Below are 15,341 nucleotides of genomic sequence, written 5' to 3' on the forward strand. Positions count from 1 at the left end.
TCCCTCCGGAGGGTCCGCTGATCTGACGGACCGTCAAGATAGAACAGGTTCTAGGAGAAGGGAACGGGCCCGTCGGCCACGAGCGGGCCGACGGTGTTCAGGAGGGCGCGGCGCCGGCGTTCACCTGTCGAAGTCCAGCTCCACCTTCTCCGTCACCGGATGCGACTGGCAGGCCAGCACGTAGCCCGCCTCGGTCTCCTCCTTCTCCAGCGCGAAGTTGCGGTCCATGCGCACCTCGCCGGAGACCAGGAACGCCCGGCACGTCCCGCACACCCCGCCCTTGCAGGCGTAGGGCGCGTCGGGACGGTTGCGCAGGACCGTCTCCAGCAGGGACTCGCCGTCGCGGACGGGCCAGGTGCCGCCGCGGCCGTCGAGGCGCGCGGTGACCGAGCTGTGGACCGGGGCGGAGACGGGGGTGGCGGCCGGGGCGGCGCTGTCCACGTGGAAGATCTCCTCGTGGATGCGGGCGCGCGGGACGCCGAGCGCGCGCAGCGTCCGCTCCGCCCCCTGCACCAGCCCGAACGGCCCGCACAGGAACCACCCCGCCACCTGACCCACCGGCAGCAGCGCCGGGAGCAGTCCGGTCAGCCGCTCCTGGTCGAGCCGGCCGGACGGCAGCCCCGCCTGCTGTTCCTCCCGGGACAGCACCGTCACCAACTGCAGCCGGTCGGGATAGCGGTCCTTGAGGTCGGCGACCTCCTCCAGGAACATCGTCGAGGCGGCGGTACGGTCGCTGCGTATCAGGCAGAACCGGGCCCCGGGTTCGCGCGCGAGCAGTGTCGAGACGATCGACAGCACCGGGGTGATGCCGCTGCCGCCGACGACGGCCGCGTACAGGCCGGGCGCCGGATCGAGGGTGAAGCGGCCGGCCGGTGTCATCACCTCCAGCTCGTCGCCGAGGTCGATCTCCTTGAGCGCGTACGTCGAGAAGGCCCCGCCCTCGACCAGCCGCACCCCGACCCGAAGGATGGCCGGGCCCTCGTCGCCGGGGGCCGGTGCCGGGGAGCAGATCGAGTACGTGCGCCGGATCTCCGTGCCGTCGACCCTCCGGCGCAGCGCGAGGTGCTGGCCCGGGGCGTGCCGGTACTCCTCGCGCAGTTCCGGCGGAACGGCGAGGGTGAGGGCCACGGAGTCGTCGGTGAGCCGTTCGACCGCAGCCACGGGGAGCGAGTGGAAGCGGGCCATCTACAGCTCCTTGAAGTGGTCGAAGGGTTCACGGCAGGCGAGGCAGCGGCGCAGCGCCTTGCACGCCGTGGAGGAGAAGCGGCTGAGCAGCTCGGTGTCGGGGGAGCCGCAGTGCGGGCAGTGGACGGGGTCGGCGTCGAGGGACCGGTGCGGGACCGAGCCGGCCTGCGGACCGTCGCCCGCCGTCCGCGTCGGGCCCAGTGGCAGCGGGACCGGTCCGGCCGCCGCTCGGGTGCGCGGCGGCGCGATCCCGAACTCCCGCAGCTTGCGCCGTCCTTCGTCCGTGATGTCGTCGGTCGACCAGGCGGGCACGAGCACCGTGCGGACCTCGACCTCGCGCACGCCGTGCGCGTGCAGCGCCCGTTCTATGTCCAGGGACATGGTCTCCAGCGCCGGGCAGCCGGTGTACGTCGGCGTCAGCTCCACCTCGACCGAGTCCGCGCCGCGCAGGTGCACCGCGCGGACTACGCCGAGCTCCCGCAGGGTGAGCGCGGGCAGTTCGGGGTCGGGAACCGAACCGGCGATCCCCAGGAGCTCCGCCTCCAGTGCCGTCGTCCCGGTGGCCGTCACCATGACGCCCCCGGGTGGCTGCGGTGCAGGTACTGCATCTCGGCGAGCATCCGGCCGAAGGGTTCGGTGTGCACGCCCTGCCGGCCCGCGCCGGCCGTCCAGGCGCCGGACCGGGGTCCCTCGGGGACCGTGAGGGTCGCCCGGCGCAGCACGCCCCCGACCGCGTCCAGCCAGGCCGCCTCCAGCGCGGACGGGTCGACGTCCAGTCCTTCCACCGGCTGGAACATCTCGCCGGTGAACCGCCACAGGGCCGCCGTCGCCCGCAGCATCCGCTCGCGACTGGACTCGGTGCCGTCGCCGATCCGCAGGGTCCACTGCTCGGCGTGGTCGCGGTGATAGGCGACCTCCTTGACGGCCTTGGTGGCGAGACCGGCGAATAGGCCGTCACCGGCGGCCAGTTCGGTGTACAGCAGGTGCTGGTAGGTGGAGAAGTAGAGCTGGCGGGCGATGGTGTGGGCGAAGTCGCCGTTGGGCTGCTCGACCAGCTGGAGGTTGCGGAAGGACCGTTCCTCGCGCAGGTACGCCAGCTCGTCCTCGTCGCCGACCATGGACAGCAGCACGCGGGCCTGGCCGAGCAGGTCCAGCGCGATGTTCGCGAGGGCGACCTCCTCCTCCAGGACGGGGGCGTGGCCCGCCCACTCCCCCAGGCGGTGGGAGAGCACCAGGGCGTCGTCGCCGAGGGCGAGGGCGGCGGTCGTGGGGACGGGCGTCGTCCGTGGTGCCGTCACAGGTGCTTCACCCCTTCCGGGATCTCGTAGAACGTGGGGTGCCGGTACGGCTTGTCGGCGGCCGGATCGAAGAACGGGTCCTTCTCGTCCGGTGAGGACGCGGTGATCGCCGCGGACGGGACGACCCAGATGGAGACGCCCTCGCCGCGCCGGGTGTACAGGTCGCGGGCGTTGCGCAGGGCGAACTCGGCGTCCGGCGCGTGCAGGCTGCCGGCGTGGGTGTGGGCGAGGCCCCGGCGCGAGCGCACGAAGACCTCCCACAGGGGCCAGTCGGTGTTCGTCATGCCTGCATCGCTCCCGTGATGTCGTTGTGCTTGGCCGCGTAGGCGGCGGCCGCCTCCCGCACCCACGCGCCCTCTTCGTGGGCCCGCCTGCGCTGGGTGAGCCGCTGTTCGTTGCACGGTCCGTTGCCCTTGAGGACTTCCTTGAACTCCGTCCAGTCGATCGGGCCGAAGTCGTAGTGCTGCCGCTCCTCGTTCCACTTCAGGTCGGGGTCGGGGAGGGTGAGACCCAGTGACTCGGCCTGGGGGACGCAGATGTCGACGAAGCGCTGGCGCAGCTCGTCGTTCGAGTGCCGCTTGATCTTCCACGTCATCGACTGTGCGGAGTGCGCCGACTCGTCGTCGGGCGGGCCGAACATCATCAGCGACGGCCACCACCAGCGGTCGACGGCGTCCTGCGCCATCGCGTGCTGCTCCGCGGTGCCACGGCTCAGGGCGAGCAGCAGCTCGTAGCCCTGGCGCTGGTGGAAGGACTCCTCCTTGCAGATGCGGATCATCGCGCGCGCGTACGGGCCGTAGGAGCAGCGGCACAGCGGCACCTGGTTGGTGATCGCTGCGCCGTCCACCAGCCAGCCGATCGCGCCGACGTCCGCCCAGGTCAGGGTCGGGTAGTTGAAGATCGAGGAGTACTTCTGGCGGCCGGCGTGGAGCTTGTCGAGCAGCTCTTCGCGGCTGGTGCCCAGCGTTTCGGCCGCGCTGTACAGATACAGGCCGTGCCCCGCCTCGTCCTGGACCTTGGCCATCAGGATGGCCTTGCGGCGCAGCGAGGGGGCGCGGGTGATCCAGTTGGCCTCCGGCTGCATGCCGATGATCTCGGAGTGGGCGTGCTGGGCCATCTGCCGCACCAGCGTCGCGCGGTAGGCGTCCGGCATCCAGTCCCGCGGTTCGATGCGCTCGTCGGCGGCCACGGCGGCGTCGAAGGCGCGCTCGTACGCGGTGGTGTCGGCGCCCGCCTTCTCGGCGCCGTACGTCTGGTGCGCGGCTGCTGTCGCCATGTGGCCCCCTCGACCTGGGCTCTGCCCGGAACTGTCTACCGACCGATCGTTCGGTCCGTGCGATTCCATGGTGGGTCGGGCGCCGTAAGGTGTCAACCGCTGTGGATAACCCGCGGCCGTGCCCTGTGGACCACGCCCCTGCGGAGCATGGGAATGGGGCGGGTGGGGGCTGTGCGTCGCATGCGGGTCTGAGTACCGTTCCGTGCGACTGCGGTGGAGCGGCACATGCGGGCGACTCGGCGCCCGCGGCCGGACAGCCGGAAGACGGACACGGAACGGGAAACGGGGCGGAATGGACGCGTACGACACTGGCTCGCACGCCCGGCACGGGCTGGACGGGCCCGACGGGGCGCCCGAGCCGGCCGGTGGGGCGGAGCCGGGTGGGGGCTCGGATTCCGGCGGTGGTGTGGGGTCCGGCGGGGCCTCGGAGTCGGGCGGTGGCGTGGGGTCCGGCGGGGGCTCGGACTCCGCCGGTGCAGTGGGGTCCGCCGGTGCGAGTGAGTCTGGCGGTGCGAGTGAGGCTGGCGTTGCCAATGAGCCCGGCGGGGCCGCCGAGAGCACCGGTGGCGTGGAGGCAGACGGTTCGACCGAGCCTGACGGCTGCCCTGCTCCCATGCCTCGAGGGGACCGGGTCGCCGGGCTGCCCGGCCCGCGGTCGGAGGCGTCCGTGGCCGATGACGGCCCGGCGGCGGGCGGAGCCGGTTCCGGGCCGCTCACCGTCGTCGTCACCGACACGTTCCCCGAACCCCGCCGCGGTGTCGCCGCCCTGTCGTTCCGCTATCGGATAGCCGCCGCGGTGGCCGTGGCCGTCGTCGCCGTCACGGTGTTCGTGCACATCGGCATGGTGTTCCTGCACGTCGCGCCGTCGAACACGCTCACCAAGGAGCACGGCAAGGCGATCGACGACTGGATCTACCCGGAGTTCGAGCAGAACTGGAAGCTGTTCGCGCCCAACCCGCTGCAGCAGAACATCGCGGTCCAGGTCCGTGCCGAGGTGAAGACGGCGGACGGCGATGTGCGCACCACCGGCTGGTACGACCTGTCCGCCGAGGACGGCCGGGCCATCGACGCCAACCCGGTGCCGAGCCACACCCAGCAGAACGAACTGCGCCGTGCCTGGGACTTCTTCGTCGCCACGCACGACGCCTCAAACCGCGCGACGGGCACGCGCGGCTCCCTCGCCGAGACGTACATGCGGCGCATCGTGGCGCTGCGGCTGGACCGCGACGACGCGGCCGGAAAGAACGGCACGATCACCCGGGTCCAGGTCCGTTCGAGCACCACGAACGTGCCCCCGCCGCCATGGAGCACGGAGAGGGTCTCGAACCAACCGATGTACCGCATGCTGCCCTGGTGGCCCGTGACGGCCGCCGACACCGCCGGGGGTGCCGAGTGAACCGTTTCGCCCTGTCGGTCTCCGCCGGCATCGCCCGCATCACCGAGTCGGCGCTCGGCCCGTACCAGTCCGCCGTGATCCGTATCGGCTTCAGCGCGACCTGGCTGCTGTTCCTGCTGCGGGAGTTCCCGCACCGCCAGGAGATGTATGGACCCGACGCACCGTGGAGCTGGGGCCTGGCCCACCAGCTCGTCGCCTCCAACGGCGCCTTCACGGCCCTGATGTGGTCCGACACCCAGATCTGGTTCGAGCTGCTCTTCGCGCTCGCCGTCCTGGCGAGCGCGCTGCTGCTGTTCGGCTGGCGCACCCGCGCCATGTCCGTGCTGTTCATGGTCGGGGTCGTCTCGCTGCAGAACCGCAGCGTCTTCATGGGGGACGGCGGCGACAACGTCCTGCACCTGATGTCCGTCTACCTGGTCTTCACGCGGTGCGGCCAGGTGTGGTCGCTGGACGCGCGGCGCAAGCGGCTCGCCGACGAGGCACGCGCGCGTGGAGAGCGCGTGGTGGACCGGACCGGCCCCGCCCTGTGGGCGGTGTTCGGGTTCGCGCTGGTCGCGGTGACCGCCGGGGGCCGCTTCGACGGGATGGACCCGACGGTGCCCGTCATCCTGTGGCTGACGTGGGTGGCGCAGGCCGTGTGGTGGGTGGTGGCACGCCGGGCGAAGGGCCGGGAGCCGCGCATCCTGCTGGACGTCGTCGCCAACCTCGCGCACAACGGCGCCCTGCTGGTGGTCATGGCCGAGGCCTGCATGATCTACTCCACGGCCGGCTGGTACAAGATCCAGGGCACGCGCTGGCAGGACGGCACCGCCGTCTACTACCCGCTCCACCTGGACTACTTCTCGCCCTGGCCGGCCCTCGGCGACCTGATGTCGTCCAGCGGCACCATGGTGATGCTCGTGACCTACGGGACCGTCATCGTGCAGGTCGCCTTCCCCTTCACGCTGCTCAACCGGCGGCTCAAGAACGTCCTGCTGGCGGTGATGATGACCGAGCACGCGGTGATCGCCGTGGTCCTCGGGCTGCCGTTCTTCTCGCTGGCGATGATCGCGACGGACGCGGTCTTCCTGCCCACGCCGTTCCTGCTTCTGCTGGGTGGAGTGGTGGCACGCGCGCGTGACCGCGTCGGCGCGAGGACCGGCCGGACACCGCTGCCCGAGCCGCGGGCCGCGGAGAGCGCCGAACCCACGCACGCGAGCTCCACGGCGTGAACGCCGTCCGCGCGCACGTAGGCTGCACGTCATGACCGACCCCGCCCCGGACCCGCTGAGCACCTGGCGCCGGCTCGCGGAGGGCGCCGTCCTGCTGGACGGCTTCCACGCCCTCAAGCACGCCGTCCGCTTCGGTGCCGAGGTTCCGGTGGCGGTCACCGCCGACCGGCGAGCGGCGCTGGCCCTCGCCGACGAGTTGGCGTCCGACGTACGCGAGACGCTGGCCGCGCTCCTGACGGAGGTGCCGGAGTCGACGTACCGGAGCCTGGTCCCGCGCCCGCATCCCACCGCCGTGGCCGCACTCGCGGTCCGGCCCTCGCGGGAGGCGAATCTCCGGAAGCTGGCGCACACCCCGCGCGCCACTCCCGTCGTGGTCCTCGACAACCCGCGCAACCTCGGCAACGCGGGCGCGGTGATCCGTCTGGCCGCCGGCTTCGGCGCGACGGGGGTCGTCACCACCGGCACGCTCGACCCCTGGCACCCCACGGTCGTGCGCGGCGGCGCGGGACTGCACTTCGCGACCGCGGTGGAGCGGATGTCCGTCGAGGAACTGCCGCCGGGACCGCTGTTCGCCCTGGACCCGGAGGGCGACGACGTCCGGGGCATCAAGCTCCCGGACGACGCCGTCCTCGCCTTCGGCTCCGAGCGAAGCGGCCTGTCCGCCGAACTGCGCGGGCGTGCCGACCACTTGGTGGCCCTGCCGATGCGCCCGCAGGTCTCCAGCTACAACCTGGCGACGAGCGTCGCCATGACGCTGTACCACTGGAGCCTGACCGGCTTCGACGCCGAGGCCTAGGCCTCCCTGCGGACCTCGACCACCCGGAAGCGGTTCGCCACGAAGGCTCCGTCGCACAGGGCGGCGTTCGCCGCCGGGTTGCCGCCCGAGCCGTGGAAGTCGGAGAACGCGGCCGTCTGGTTGACGTACACCCCGCCCGTCAGGTTCAGCGACAGCTGGGCCGCCTCTTCCAGGCAGACCTCCTGGACGGCCTGCTCGACCTCCTCGTCGGTCGTGTACGCGCCGACCGTCATCGCGCCCTTCTCACGGACCGTGCGCCGCAGCAGCTCCACCGCGTCGGCCGTGGAGTCCATCGCGACGGCGAAGGAGACCGGTCCGAAGCACTCGCTCATGTAGGCCGCCTCGTCGTCCGGCTTGGCGCCGTCCAGCTTGACGATCACGGGAGAGCGCACGACCGCGCCGGGGAACTCGGGGTTGGTGATCTCCCGCGAGGCGAGGGCGACTTCGCCGAGTCCGGCCGCCGCCTCCAGACGGGACTTCACGTCCGGGTTCACGATCGCGCCGAGCAGCGCGTTCGCGCGGGCGTCGTCGCCGAGCAGGCCGTCGACGGCGCGGGCGAGGTCGGCGACCACCTCGTCGAAGGTCTTGGGGCCCTCGTCGGTGCGGATGCCGTCGCGGGGGATCAGCAGGTTCTGCGGGGTGGTGCACATCTGGCCGCTGTAGAGGGACAGCGAGAAGGCGAGGTTGGCGAGCATGCCCTTGTAGTTCGCCGCCGAGTCCACCAGCACGGTGTTGACGCCGGCCTTCTCCGTGTAGACCTCCGCCTGACGGGCGTTGGCCTCCAGCCAGTCGCCGAACGCCGTCGAACCCGTGTAGTCGATGATGCGGATCTCCGGGCGGGTGGCCAGGGCCTTCGCGATGCCCTCGCCGGGCCGTTCGGCCGCCAGCGCCACCAGGTTCGGGTCGAAGCCCGCCTCGGCGAGCACCTGGCGCGCCACCAGCACGGTCAGCGCGAGCGGCAGCACCGCGCGCGGGTGGGGCTTGACCAGGACGGCGTTGCCGGTGGCCAGGGAGGCGAACAGGCCCGGATAGCCGTTCCACGTCGGGAAGGTGTTGCAGCCGATCAGCAGCGCGATCCCGCGCGGGACGGGCGTGAACTGCTTGTTGAGCGCCAGCGGGTCCCGCTTGCCCTGCGGTTTGGTCCACTCCGCGGTGTCGGGCGTGCGGACCTGCTCCACGTACGCGTAAGCCACCGCCTCCAGACCGCGGTCCTGCGCGTGTGGGCCGCCCGCCTGGAACGCCATCATGAACGCCTGTCCGGAGGTGTGCATGACCGCGTGCGCGAACTCGTGCGTGCGGTCGCTGATCCGCTTGAGGATCTCCAGGCACACCACCGCGCGCACCTCCGCGCCCGCGTCCCGCCACGCCTTCTGGCCCGCCTTCATGGCCGGCAGCAGCACGTCCACGTCCGCGTGCGGGTACTCCATGCCCAGCTCGATGCCGTACGGCGACACCTCGCCGCCCACCCAGTCGTCCGTACCGGGCTGGCCGAGGTCGAGGCGAGTGCCCACCAGCGCGTCGAAGGCGGCCTTGCCCGCGGCCATGTCCAGGCTGCCGTTCTCCCCGTAGGCCTTGGGGTGTTCGGGGTGCGGGGACCAGTACGCGCGTGTGCGGATCGCCTCCAGCGCCTGATCGAGGGTGGGCCGGTGCTCGGCGATCAGCTCGTGCGCGGTCAGTTCGGCGGCCATGCGGGACCAACTCCTCGTCTTGTGAACTCTCCGTCGAGCTCATGACCTGGGCAGAAATATGGGCAGGAACAGCCGGTCAGAGTTAGAGTAACCGAACGATCGGTCGGGACAAGGGGGTCCGCCGCATCTGTGGAAAACCCCGTGCGGGAGGATCGCGCACATGACAGCACTGGACCTCAGCAGCCCCGTGGCCGTCGTCGGTACCGGCACCATGGGCCAGGGCATCGCCCAGGTCGCGCTGGTCGCCGGCCACCGCGTACGGCTGTACGACGCCCTCCCCGGGCGGGCCGGGGACGCCGCCGACGCGATCGGCGCCCGCCTCGACCGGCTCGTCGAGAAGGACCGGCTCACCGCTGCCGAGCGCGACGCGGCACGGGAGCGTCTGCTGCCCGCCGCGGACCTCGCCGAGCTCGCCGACTGCTCCCTGGTCGTCGAGGCGGTCCTGGAGCGGCTGAACGCCAAGCAGGACCTGTTCCGGGCGCTGGAGGACATCGTCGACGAGGACTGTCTGCTCGCGACCAACACCTCGTCCCTGTCGGTCACCGCGATCGGCGGGGCCCTGCGCCACCCCGGCCGCTTCGTCGGCCTGCACTTCTTCAACCCCGCGCCGCTGCTGCCGCTGGTCGAGGTCGTCTCCGGGTTCGCCACCGACGTCACCTCGGCCACACGCGCGTACGAGATGGCGCGCGCCTGGGGCAAGACGCCGGTGGCCTGCGCCGACACCCCCGGCTTCATCGTCAACCGCATCGCCCGGCCGTTCTACGCCGAGGCCTTCGCGGTCTACGAGGCCCAGGGCGCCGACCCCGCCACCATCGACGCGATCCTGCGCGAGTCGGGCGGCTTCCGTATGGGCGCCTTCGAGCTGACCGACCTCATCGGCCAGGACGTCAACGAGTCCGTCACTCACTCGGTGTGGCAGAGCTTCTTCCAGGACGTGCGCTTCACGCCCTCGCTGGCCCAGCGCCGCCTGGTCGAGTCCGGCCGGCTGGGCCGCAAGAGCGGGCACGGCTGGTACGACCACTCCGACGGCGCCGAGCGCGCCGAACCGCACACCGCCGAGAAGGCGCAGGCGCCCGCGTACGTCGTCGTCGAGGGCGACCTGGGCCCCGCCTCCGAACTGCTCGCGCTGATCCGCGAGGCGGGCATCCAGGTCCGCGAGGAGGACGAGGACCACGGCACCCGGCTGGTGCTGCCGAGCGGCGGCCAGCTCGCGCTCGCCGACGGCCAGACCTCGGTCGAGTTCCGCGACGTCGTCTACTTCGACCTCGCCCTGGACTACCGCCGCGCCACCCGTATCGCCCTGTCCGCCTCCCAGGACACCGCCCCGCAGACCCTCGCCGAGGCCACCGGCCTCTTCCAGGCGCTCGGCAAGGACGTCAGCATCATCGGGGACGTGCCCGGGATGATCGTGGCGCGCACGGTCGCCCGCATCGTCGACCTCGCGCACGACGCGGTCGCCAAGGGGGTGGCCACCGAGGAGGACATCGACACCGCGATGCGCCTGGGCGTCAACTACCCCCTCGGCCCCTTCGAATGGAGCCGCCGGCTGGGCCGCAACTGGGCCTACGCCCTCCTCGACGACCTGCACCTGCGCGACCCCTCCGGCCGCTACGCGCCCTCCCTCGCGCTGTACCGCCACGCGTACGCCTCCGACAAGCGGGAGGGCAGCCAGTCATGACGACGGCCAAGCGCGACACGTACACCCCGGAGACGCTGCTGTCCGTCGCCGTGCAGGTCTTCAACGAGCGCGGCTACGACGGCACCTCCATGGAGCACCTGTCCAGGGCGGCCGGCATCTCCAAGTCGTCGATCTACCACCACGTGGCCGGCAAGGAGGAGCTGCTGCGCCGCGCCGTCAGCCGCGCGCTGGACGGTCTCTTCGGCATCCTCGACGAGGAGCACGCGCGCGTGGGGCGGGCCTCCGGCCGGCTGGAGTACGTCGTACGGCGCATGGTCGAGGTGCTGATCGGCGAGCTGCCGTACGTCACCCTGCTGCTGCGGGTGCGCGGCAACACCGACACCGAGCGGTGGGCCCTGGAGCGCCGCCGCGACTTCGACCACCGGGTCGCCGGACTGCTGAAGGCCGCGGCCGCCGACGGGGACGTGCGCGGCGACGTGGAGGTGCGGCTCGCCACCCGGCTGGTCTTCGGGATGATCAACTCCATCGTGGAGTGGTACCGCCCGGACGGGCGGGGGATGAACGAACGCGAAGTGGCTGACGCGGTCGTGCAGTTGGTGTTCTCGGGGCTGCGCCGCCCCTGAGGTCAGCCCCCCTGCGGCTCCAGGTCCTCCTCCTCGAACACCAGCAGCGTGCGGGTGCTCAGCACCTCGGGCATGGCCTGCAGACGTGTGAGGACCAGCTCGCGCAGGGCCCTGTTGTCCGACGTGTGAACCAGCAGCAGCACGTCGAAGTCGCCGCCCACCAGGGCGATGTGCGAGGCGCCGGGCAGCTGTCTGAGCTGCTCGCGCACCGTGCGCCAGGAGTTCTGGACGATCTTCAGGGTGATGTACGCCGAGGTGCCCTGACCGGCGCGCTCATGGTTGACGCGGGCGCCGAAACCGCGGATGACGCCGTCCTCGATGAGACGGTTGATGCGGGCGTAGGCGTTGGCGCGCGAGACGTGGACCCGTTCGGCGACCGACCGTATCGATGCCCGGCCGTCGGCCTGGAGCATCTGCAGGATGTCCAGATCGATCGCGTCGAGGGGACGCGGCGGCGGCAGGGGGACCGTGCTCTCCGGTCCCTCGGCCATTTGTTCAGGTGCCATGTCCCCCCGCCTCCCTACCATGGACGTACTGCGTTCATTTAGGGCTGTGCAGAACCGATTGTCCACAGCCTGAAGGGGCCTGTAGCCAAAATGTGCCGACGACCGAACAATCGGTAGGTGAGGCGGGTCACAGCCGACACGCCTCCCGTAGCCACTCCCACGAGGAGGTGCCGTCATGACGGTCATGGAGCAGCGGGGCGCGTATCGGCCATCGCCGCCGCCCGCCTGGCAGCCCCGCACCGACCCCGCGCCGCTGCTGCCGGACGCGGAGCCCTACCGCGTCCTCGGCACCGAGCGGGCGGCGAAGGCCGACCCGGCGCTGCTGCGCCGCCTGTACGCCGAGCTGGTGCGCGGCCGCCGCTACAACGCGCAGGCCACCGCGCTGACCAAGCAGGGCCGGCTGGCCGTCTACCCCTCCACCACCGGCCAGGAGGCCTGCGAGGTCGCCGCCGCGCTCGCCCTGCAGGAGCGCGACTGGCTCTTCCCCAGCTACCGCGACACCCTCGCCGCCGTGGCCCGCGGCCTGGACCCCGTCCAGGCGCTCACCCTCCTGCGCGGCGACTGGCACACCGGCTACGACCCGCGCGAGCACCGCGTGGCGCCCCTGTCGACGCCGCTCGCCACCCAGCTCCCGCACGCCGTGGGCCTCGCGCACGCCGCCCGCCTCAAGGGAGACGACGTCGTCGCGCTCGCCATGGTCGGCGACGGCGGCACCAGCGAGGGCGACTTCCACGAGGCGCTGAACTTCGCCGCCGTCTGGCAGGCCCCGGTCGTCTTCCTGGTCCAGAACAACGGCTTCGCGATCTCCGTCCCGCTCGCCAAGCAGACCGCGGCCCCGTCGCTGGCCCACAAGGCCGTCGGCTACGGCATGCCCGGCCGCCTGGTCGACGGCAACGACGCGGCCGCCGTGCACGAGGTCCTCACCGACGCCGTACGGCGCGCGCGAGAGGGCGGGGGACCCACGCTGGTCGAGGCGATCACCTATCGCATCGACGCCCACACCAACGCCGACGACGCCACCCGCTACCGGGGCGACTCCGAGGTCGAGGCCTGGCGCGCGCACGACCCGATCACCCTTCTGGAGCACGAGCTGACCGAGCGCGGCCTCATCGACGAGGAAGGCATCCGGCAGGCGCGCGAGGCCGCCGAGACCATGGCCGCCGACCTGCGCGAACGCATGAACCAGGACCCGGTGCTCGACCCCATGGACCTCTTCGCCCACGTCTACGCCGAGCCCACCCCGCAACTGCGCGAACAGCAGGCCATGCTGGCGGCCGAGCTCGCGGCGGAACAGGAAGGCGGCCACTGATGACCACCGTCGCCCTCAAGCCGGCCACCATGGCGCAGGCCCTCACGCGCGCGTTGCGCGACGCCATGGCAGCCGACCCGTCCGTGCACGTCATGGGCGAGGACGTCGGCACCCTCGGCGGCGTCTTCCGCGTCACCGACGGGCTCGCGAAGGAGTTCGGCGAGGACCGCTGCACCGACACCCCGCTCGCCGAGGCCGGCATCCTGGGCACCGCGGTCGGCATGGCGATGTACGGTCTGCGCCCCGTGGTGGAGATGCAGTTCGACGCGTTCGCCTACCCGGCGTTCGAGCAGCTCATCAGCCACGTCTCCCGCATGCGCAACCGCACCCGCGGCGCCATGCCCCTGCCGATCACCATCCGCGTCCCCTACGGCGGCGGCATCGGCGGCGTCGAGCACCACAGCGACTCCTCCGAGGCGTACTACATGGCGACTCCGGGGCTCCATGTCGTCACGCCCGCCACCGTCGCCGACGCCTACGGCCTGCTGCGCGCCGCGATCGCCTCCGACGACCCGGTCGTCTTCCTCGAACCCAAGCGGCTGTACTGGTCCAAGGACACATGGAACCCCGAGGAGCCGGCGGCCGTCGAGCCGATAGGCCGAGCGGTGGTGCGGCGCCCGGGCCAAAGCGCCACGCTCATCACCTACGGACCGTCGGTGCCCGTCTGCCTGGAGGCCGCCGAGGCGGCGCGGGCCGAGGGCTGGGACCTCGAAGTCGTCGACCTGCGCTCGCTGGTGCCGTTCGACGACGAGACCGTCGCCGCCTCGGTACGGCGCACCGGGCGCGCGGTCGTCGTGCACGAGTCGGGCGGGTTCGGCGGCCCGGGCGGGGAGATCGCGGCCCGCGTCACGGAGCGCTGCTTCCACCACCTGGAGGCGCCCGTGCTGCGCGTGGCCGGGTTCGACATCCCTTACCCGCCGCCGATGCTGGAGCGTCACCACCTGCCCGGCGTGGACCGGATCCTGGACGCCGTCGGGCGTCTGCAGTGGGAGGCCGAGAGCTGATGGCACAGGTGCTGGAGTTCAAGCTCCCCGACCTCGGGGAGGGGCTCACCGAGGCGGAGATCGTGCGCTGGCTGGTGCAGGTCGGCGACGTCGTCGCCGTCGACCAGCCGGTCGTCGAGGTCGAGACGGCCAAGGCGATGGTCGAGGTGCCCTGCCCCTACGGCGGCGTGGTCACCGCCCGCTTCGGCGAGGAGGGCACGGAACTGCCCGTCGGCGCCCCGCTGCTGACGGTGGCGGTGGGCCCGCAGTCCTCCGCCGACCAGGCCGAGGGCTCCGGGAACGTGCTGGTGGGATACGGCACCGGGGCACCTCCGGCGCGCAGGCGGCGGGTGCGGCCGACGGTGCCCGGCCGGCCGGCCGGGGGCCCCGCCGACGACGGAGCCGACGGCAGGGTCGCGCCCGCCGTGGGACGGGGGCCGCAGCGGCACGACGGGACGGTGGCGACGGCCGTCGTCGCGGACCCGGTCAGGCCCGAGGGCCCCGTACCGGTCATCTCGCCCCTCGTCCGCCGCCTCGCCCGCGAGAACGGCCTGGACCTGCGGGAGTTGACCGGCTCCGGCCCCGACGGACTGATCCTGCGCGCCGACGTCGAGTACGCGCTGCGTGCCGCCGCACAACGCCCTGTGGCACCGGTCCCGGCCGCCCCGATGACCGGACCGGCCGCCTCCGGGGAAATCCGTATCCCCCTCAAGGGCATCCGCGGTGCCGTCGCCGACAAGCTCTCCCGCAGTCGGCACGAGATACCGGACGCGACCTGCTGGGTGGACGCCGACGCGACCGAGCTCATGCGGGCGCGCGCCGCGATGAACGCGGCGGGCGGGGCCAAGATCTCCCTGATCGCCCTTCTGGCCAGGATCTGCACCGCCGCGCTCGCCCGTTTCCCGGAGCTCAACTCCACGGTCGACACGGCGGCCAGGGAGGTCGTCCAGCTCGACCACGTGCACCTCGGCTTCGCGGCGCAGACCGAACGCGGCCTGGTCGTGCCGGTCGTCCGGGACGCCCACGCGCGCGACGCCGAGGCGCTCACCGCGGAGTTCGCCCGGCTGACCGAGGCGGCCCGCACCGGCGGCCTCACGCCCGGGGAACTCACCGGCGGCACCTTCACGTTGAACAACTACGGAGTGTTCGGCGTCGACGGCTCCACGCCGATCATCAACCACCCCGAGGCCGCCATGCTCGGCGTCGGCCGCATCGTCCCCAAGCCGTGGGTGCACGAGGGCGAGCTGGCGGTGCGCCAGGTCGTCCAGCTCTCGCTCACCTTCGACCACCGGGTGTGCGACGGCGGCACGGCGGGCGGCTTCCTGCGGTACGTCGCGGACTGTGTGGAACAGCCCGCGGTGCTGCTGCGTACGCTGTGACGCAGGGACCACCCGCACGTTCCCTGTGATCGCGACGGCACGCATACTCATG

At 72.2% G+C, this 15,341-nt stretch carries 15 protein-coding genes; 8 read left to right on the forward strand and 7 right to left on the reverse strand.

Annotated elements, in window-relative coordinates; translation table 11 throughout:
- Positions 1-120: 120 nt before the first annotated feature.
- Genes FBY22_RS41175 through paaA form a run of 5 tightly spaced genes read right to left on the reverse strand, consistent with a single transcriptional unit; the run spans position 121 to position 3,759 of the window.
- Positions 121-1,185 (reverse strand): 2Fe-2S iron-sulfur cluster-binding protein, encoded by a 1,065-nt coding sequence (locus FBY22_RS41175; protein ID WP_142153677.1) that lies wholly within the window; start codon positions 1,183-1,185, stop codon positions 121-123.
- Positions 1,186-1,758, reverse strand: coding sequence for a 1,2-phenylacetyl-CoA epoxidase subunit PaaD (paaD, locus tag FBY22_RS41180; protein WP_142153679.1), 573 nt, complete (start codon positions 1,756-1,758; stop codon positions 1,186-1,188).
- Complete coding sequence (gene paaC, locus FBY22_RS41185; RefSeq protein WP_142153681.1) at positions 1,752-2,483, reverse strand: 1,2-phenylacetyl-CoA epoxidase subunit PaaC; 732 nt, start codon at positions 2,481-2,483, stop codon at positions 1,752-1,754. Before paaC ends, paaD begins: the two co-directional genes overlap by 7 nt.
- Positions 2,480-2,767, reverse strand: coding sequence for a 1,2-phenylacetyl-CoA epoxidase subunit PaaB (gene paaB / locus FBY22_RS41190; protein ID WP_142153683.1), 288 nt, complete (start codon positions 2,765-2,767; stop codon positions 2,480-2,482). The genes paaC and paaB overlap by 4 nt, the downstream gene beginning before the upstream one ends.
- On the reverse strand, positions 2,764-3,759 hold the full coding sequence (paaA, locus tag FBY22_RS41195) for a 1,2-phenylacetyl-CoA epoxidase subunit PaaA (RefSeq protein WP_142153685.1): 996 nt from the start codon (positions 3,757-3,759) through the stop codon (positions 2,764-2,766). Before paaA ends, paaB begins: the two co-directional genes overlap by 4 nt.
- Before the next feature lie 613 nt (positions 3,760-4,372).
- Here paaA and FBY22_RS41200 point away from each other — a divergent pair.
- From FBY22_RS41200 to FBY22_RS41210, 3 genes are read left to right on the forward strand one after another with little or no spacing between them, the layout of a single operon-like run.
- Entirely contained in the window at positions 4,373-5,155 is a 783-nt protein-coding gene (locus FBY22_RS41200; RefSeq protein ID WP_313905486.1) for a DUF5819 family protein, read from the forward strand.
- The gene (locus FBY22_RS41205) at positions 5,152-6,366 is read left to right on the forward strand and encodes an HTTM domain-containing protein (RefSeq protein ID WP_142153689.1); all 1,215 of its coding nucleotides are present in this window, start codon (positions 5,152-5,154) and stop codon (positions 6,364-6,366) included. Before FBY22_RS41200 ends, FBY22_RS41205 begins: the two co-directional genes overlap by 4 nt.
- Before the next feature lie 31 nt (positions 6,367-6,397).
- Complete coding sequence (locus FBY22_RS41210) at positions 6,398-7,162, forward strand: RNA methyltransferase (RefSeq protein WP_142153691.1); 765 nt, start codon at positions 6,398-6,400, stop codon at positions 7,160-7,162.
- Here FBY22_RS41210 and paaN read toward each other — a convergent pair.
- A complete protein-coding gene (gene paaN, locus FBY22_RS41215; protein ID WP_142153693.1) occupies positions 7,159-8,850 on the reverse strand; it encodes a phenylacetic acid degradation protein PaaN in 1,692 nt (563 codons plus the stop codon). The two genes, FBY22_RS41210 and paaN, sit on opposite strands and share 4 nt — an antisense overlap.
- A 160-nt stretch (positions 8,851-9,010) precedes the next feature.
- On the opposite strand from paaN, the gene FBY22_RS41220 reads away from it, so the two are divergent.
- Complete coding sequence (locus tag FBY22_RS41220) at positions 9,011-10,528, forward strand: 3-hydroxyacyl-CoA dehydrogenase (protein WP_142153695.1); 1,518 nt, start codon at positions 9,011-9,013, stop codon at positions 10,526-10,528.
- On the forward strand, positions 10,525-11,112 hold the full coding sequence (locus FBY22_RS41225; protein ID WP_142153697.1) for a TetR/AcrR family transcriptional regulator: 588 nt from the start codon (positions 10,525-10,527) through the stop codon (positions 11,110-11,112). Before FBY22_RS41220 ends, FBY22_RS41225 begins: the two co-directional genes overlap by 4 nt.
- Before the next feature lie 2 nt (positions 11,113-11,114).
- On the opposite strand, the gene FBY22_RS41230 is transcribed toward FBY22_RS41225, so the two are convergent.
- Positions 11,115-11,618 carry an Lrp/AsnC family transcriptional regulator gene (locus FBY22_RS41230; RefSeq protein WP_399212827.1) on the reverse strand — a complete coding sequence of 168 codons (504 nt, stop codon included), beginning with the start codon at positions 11,616-11,618 and terminating at the stop codon, positions 11,115-11,117.
- Between the two features lie 175 nt (positions 11,619-11,793).
- Here FBY22_RS41230 and pdhA point away from each other — a divergent pair, with 175 nt between their 5' ends.
- The 3 genes from pdhA to FBY22_RS41245 are packed head-to-tail and all read left to right on the forward strand — an operon-like array spanning position 11,794 to position 15,289.
- Positions 11,794-12,927 carry a pyruvate dehydrogenase (acetyl-transferring) E1 component subunit alpha gene (gene pdhA / locus FBY22_RS41235; protein ID WP_142153699.1) on the forward strand — a complete coding sequence of 378 codons (1,134 nt, stop codon included), beginning with the start codon at positions 11,794-11,796 and terminating at the stop codon, positions 12,925-12,927.
- Positions 12,927-13,931, forward strand: coding sequence for an alpha-ketoacid dehydrogenase subunit beta (locus tag FBY22_RS41240; protein ID WP_142153701.1), 1,005 nt, complete (start codon positions 12,927-12,929; stop codon positions 13,929-13,931). Before pdhA ends, FBY22_RS41240 begins: the two co-directional genes overlap by 1 nt.
- On the forward strand, positions 13,931-15,289 hold the full coding sequence (locus tag FBY22_RS41245; protein WP_142153703.1) for a dihydrolipoamide acetyltransferase family protein: 1,359 nt from the start codon (positions 13,931-13,933) through the stop codon (positions 15,287-15,289). Before FBY22_RS41240 ends, FBY22_RS41245 begins: the two co-directional genes overlap by 1 nt.
- Positions 15,290-15,341 lie beyond the last annotated feature (52 nt).

The organism is Streptomyces sp. SLBN-31, from assembly GCF_006715395.1.
Lineage (GTDB): Bacteria > Actinomycetota > Actinomycetes > Streptomycetales > Streptomycetaceae > Streptomyces.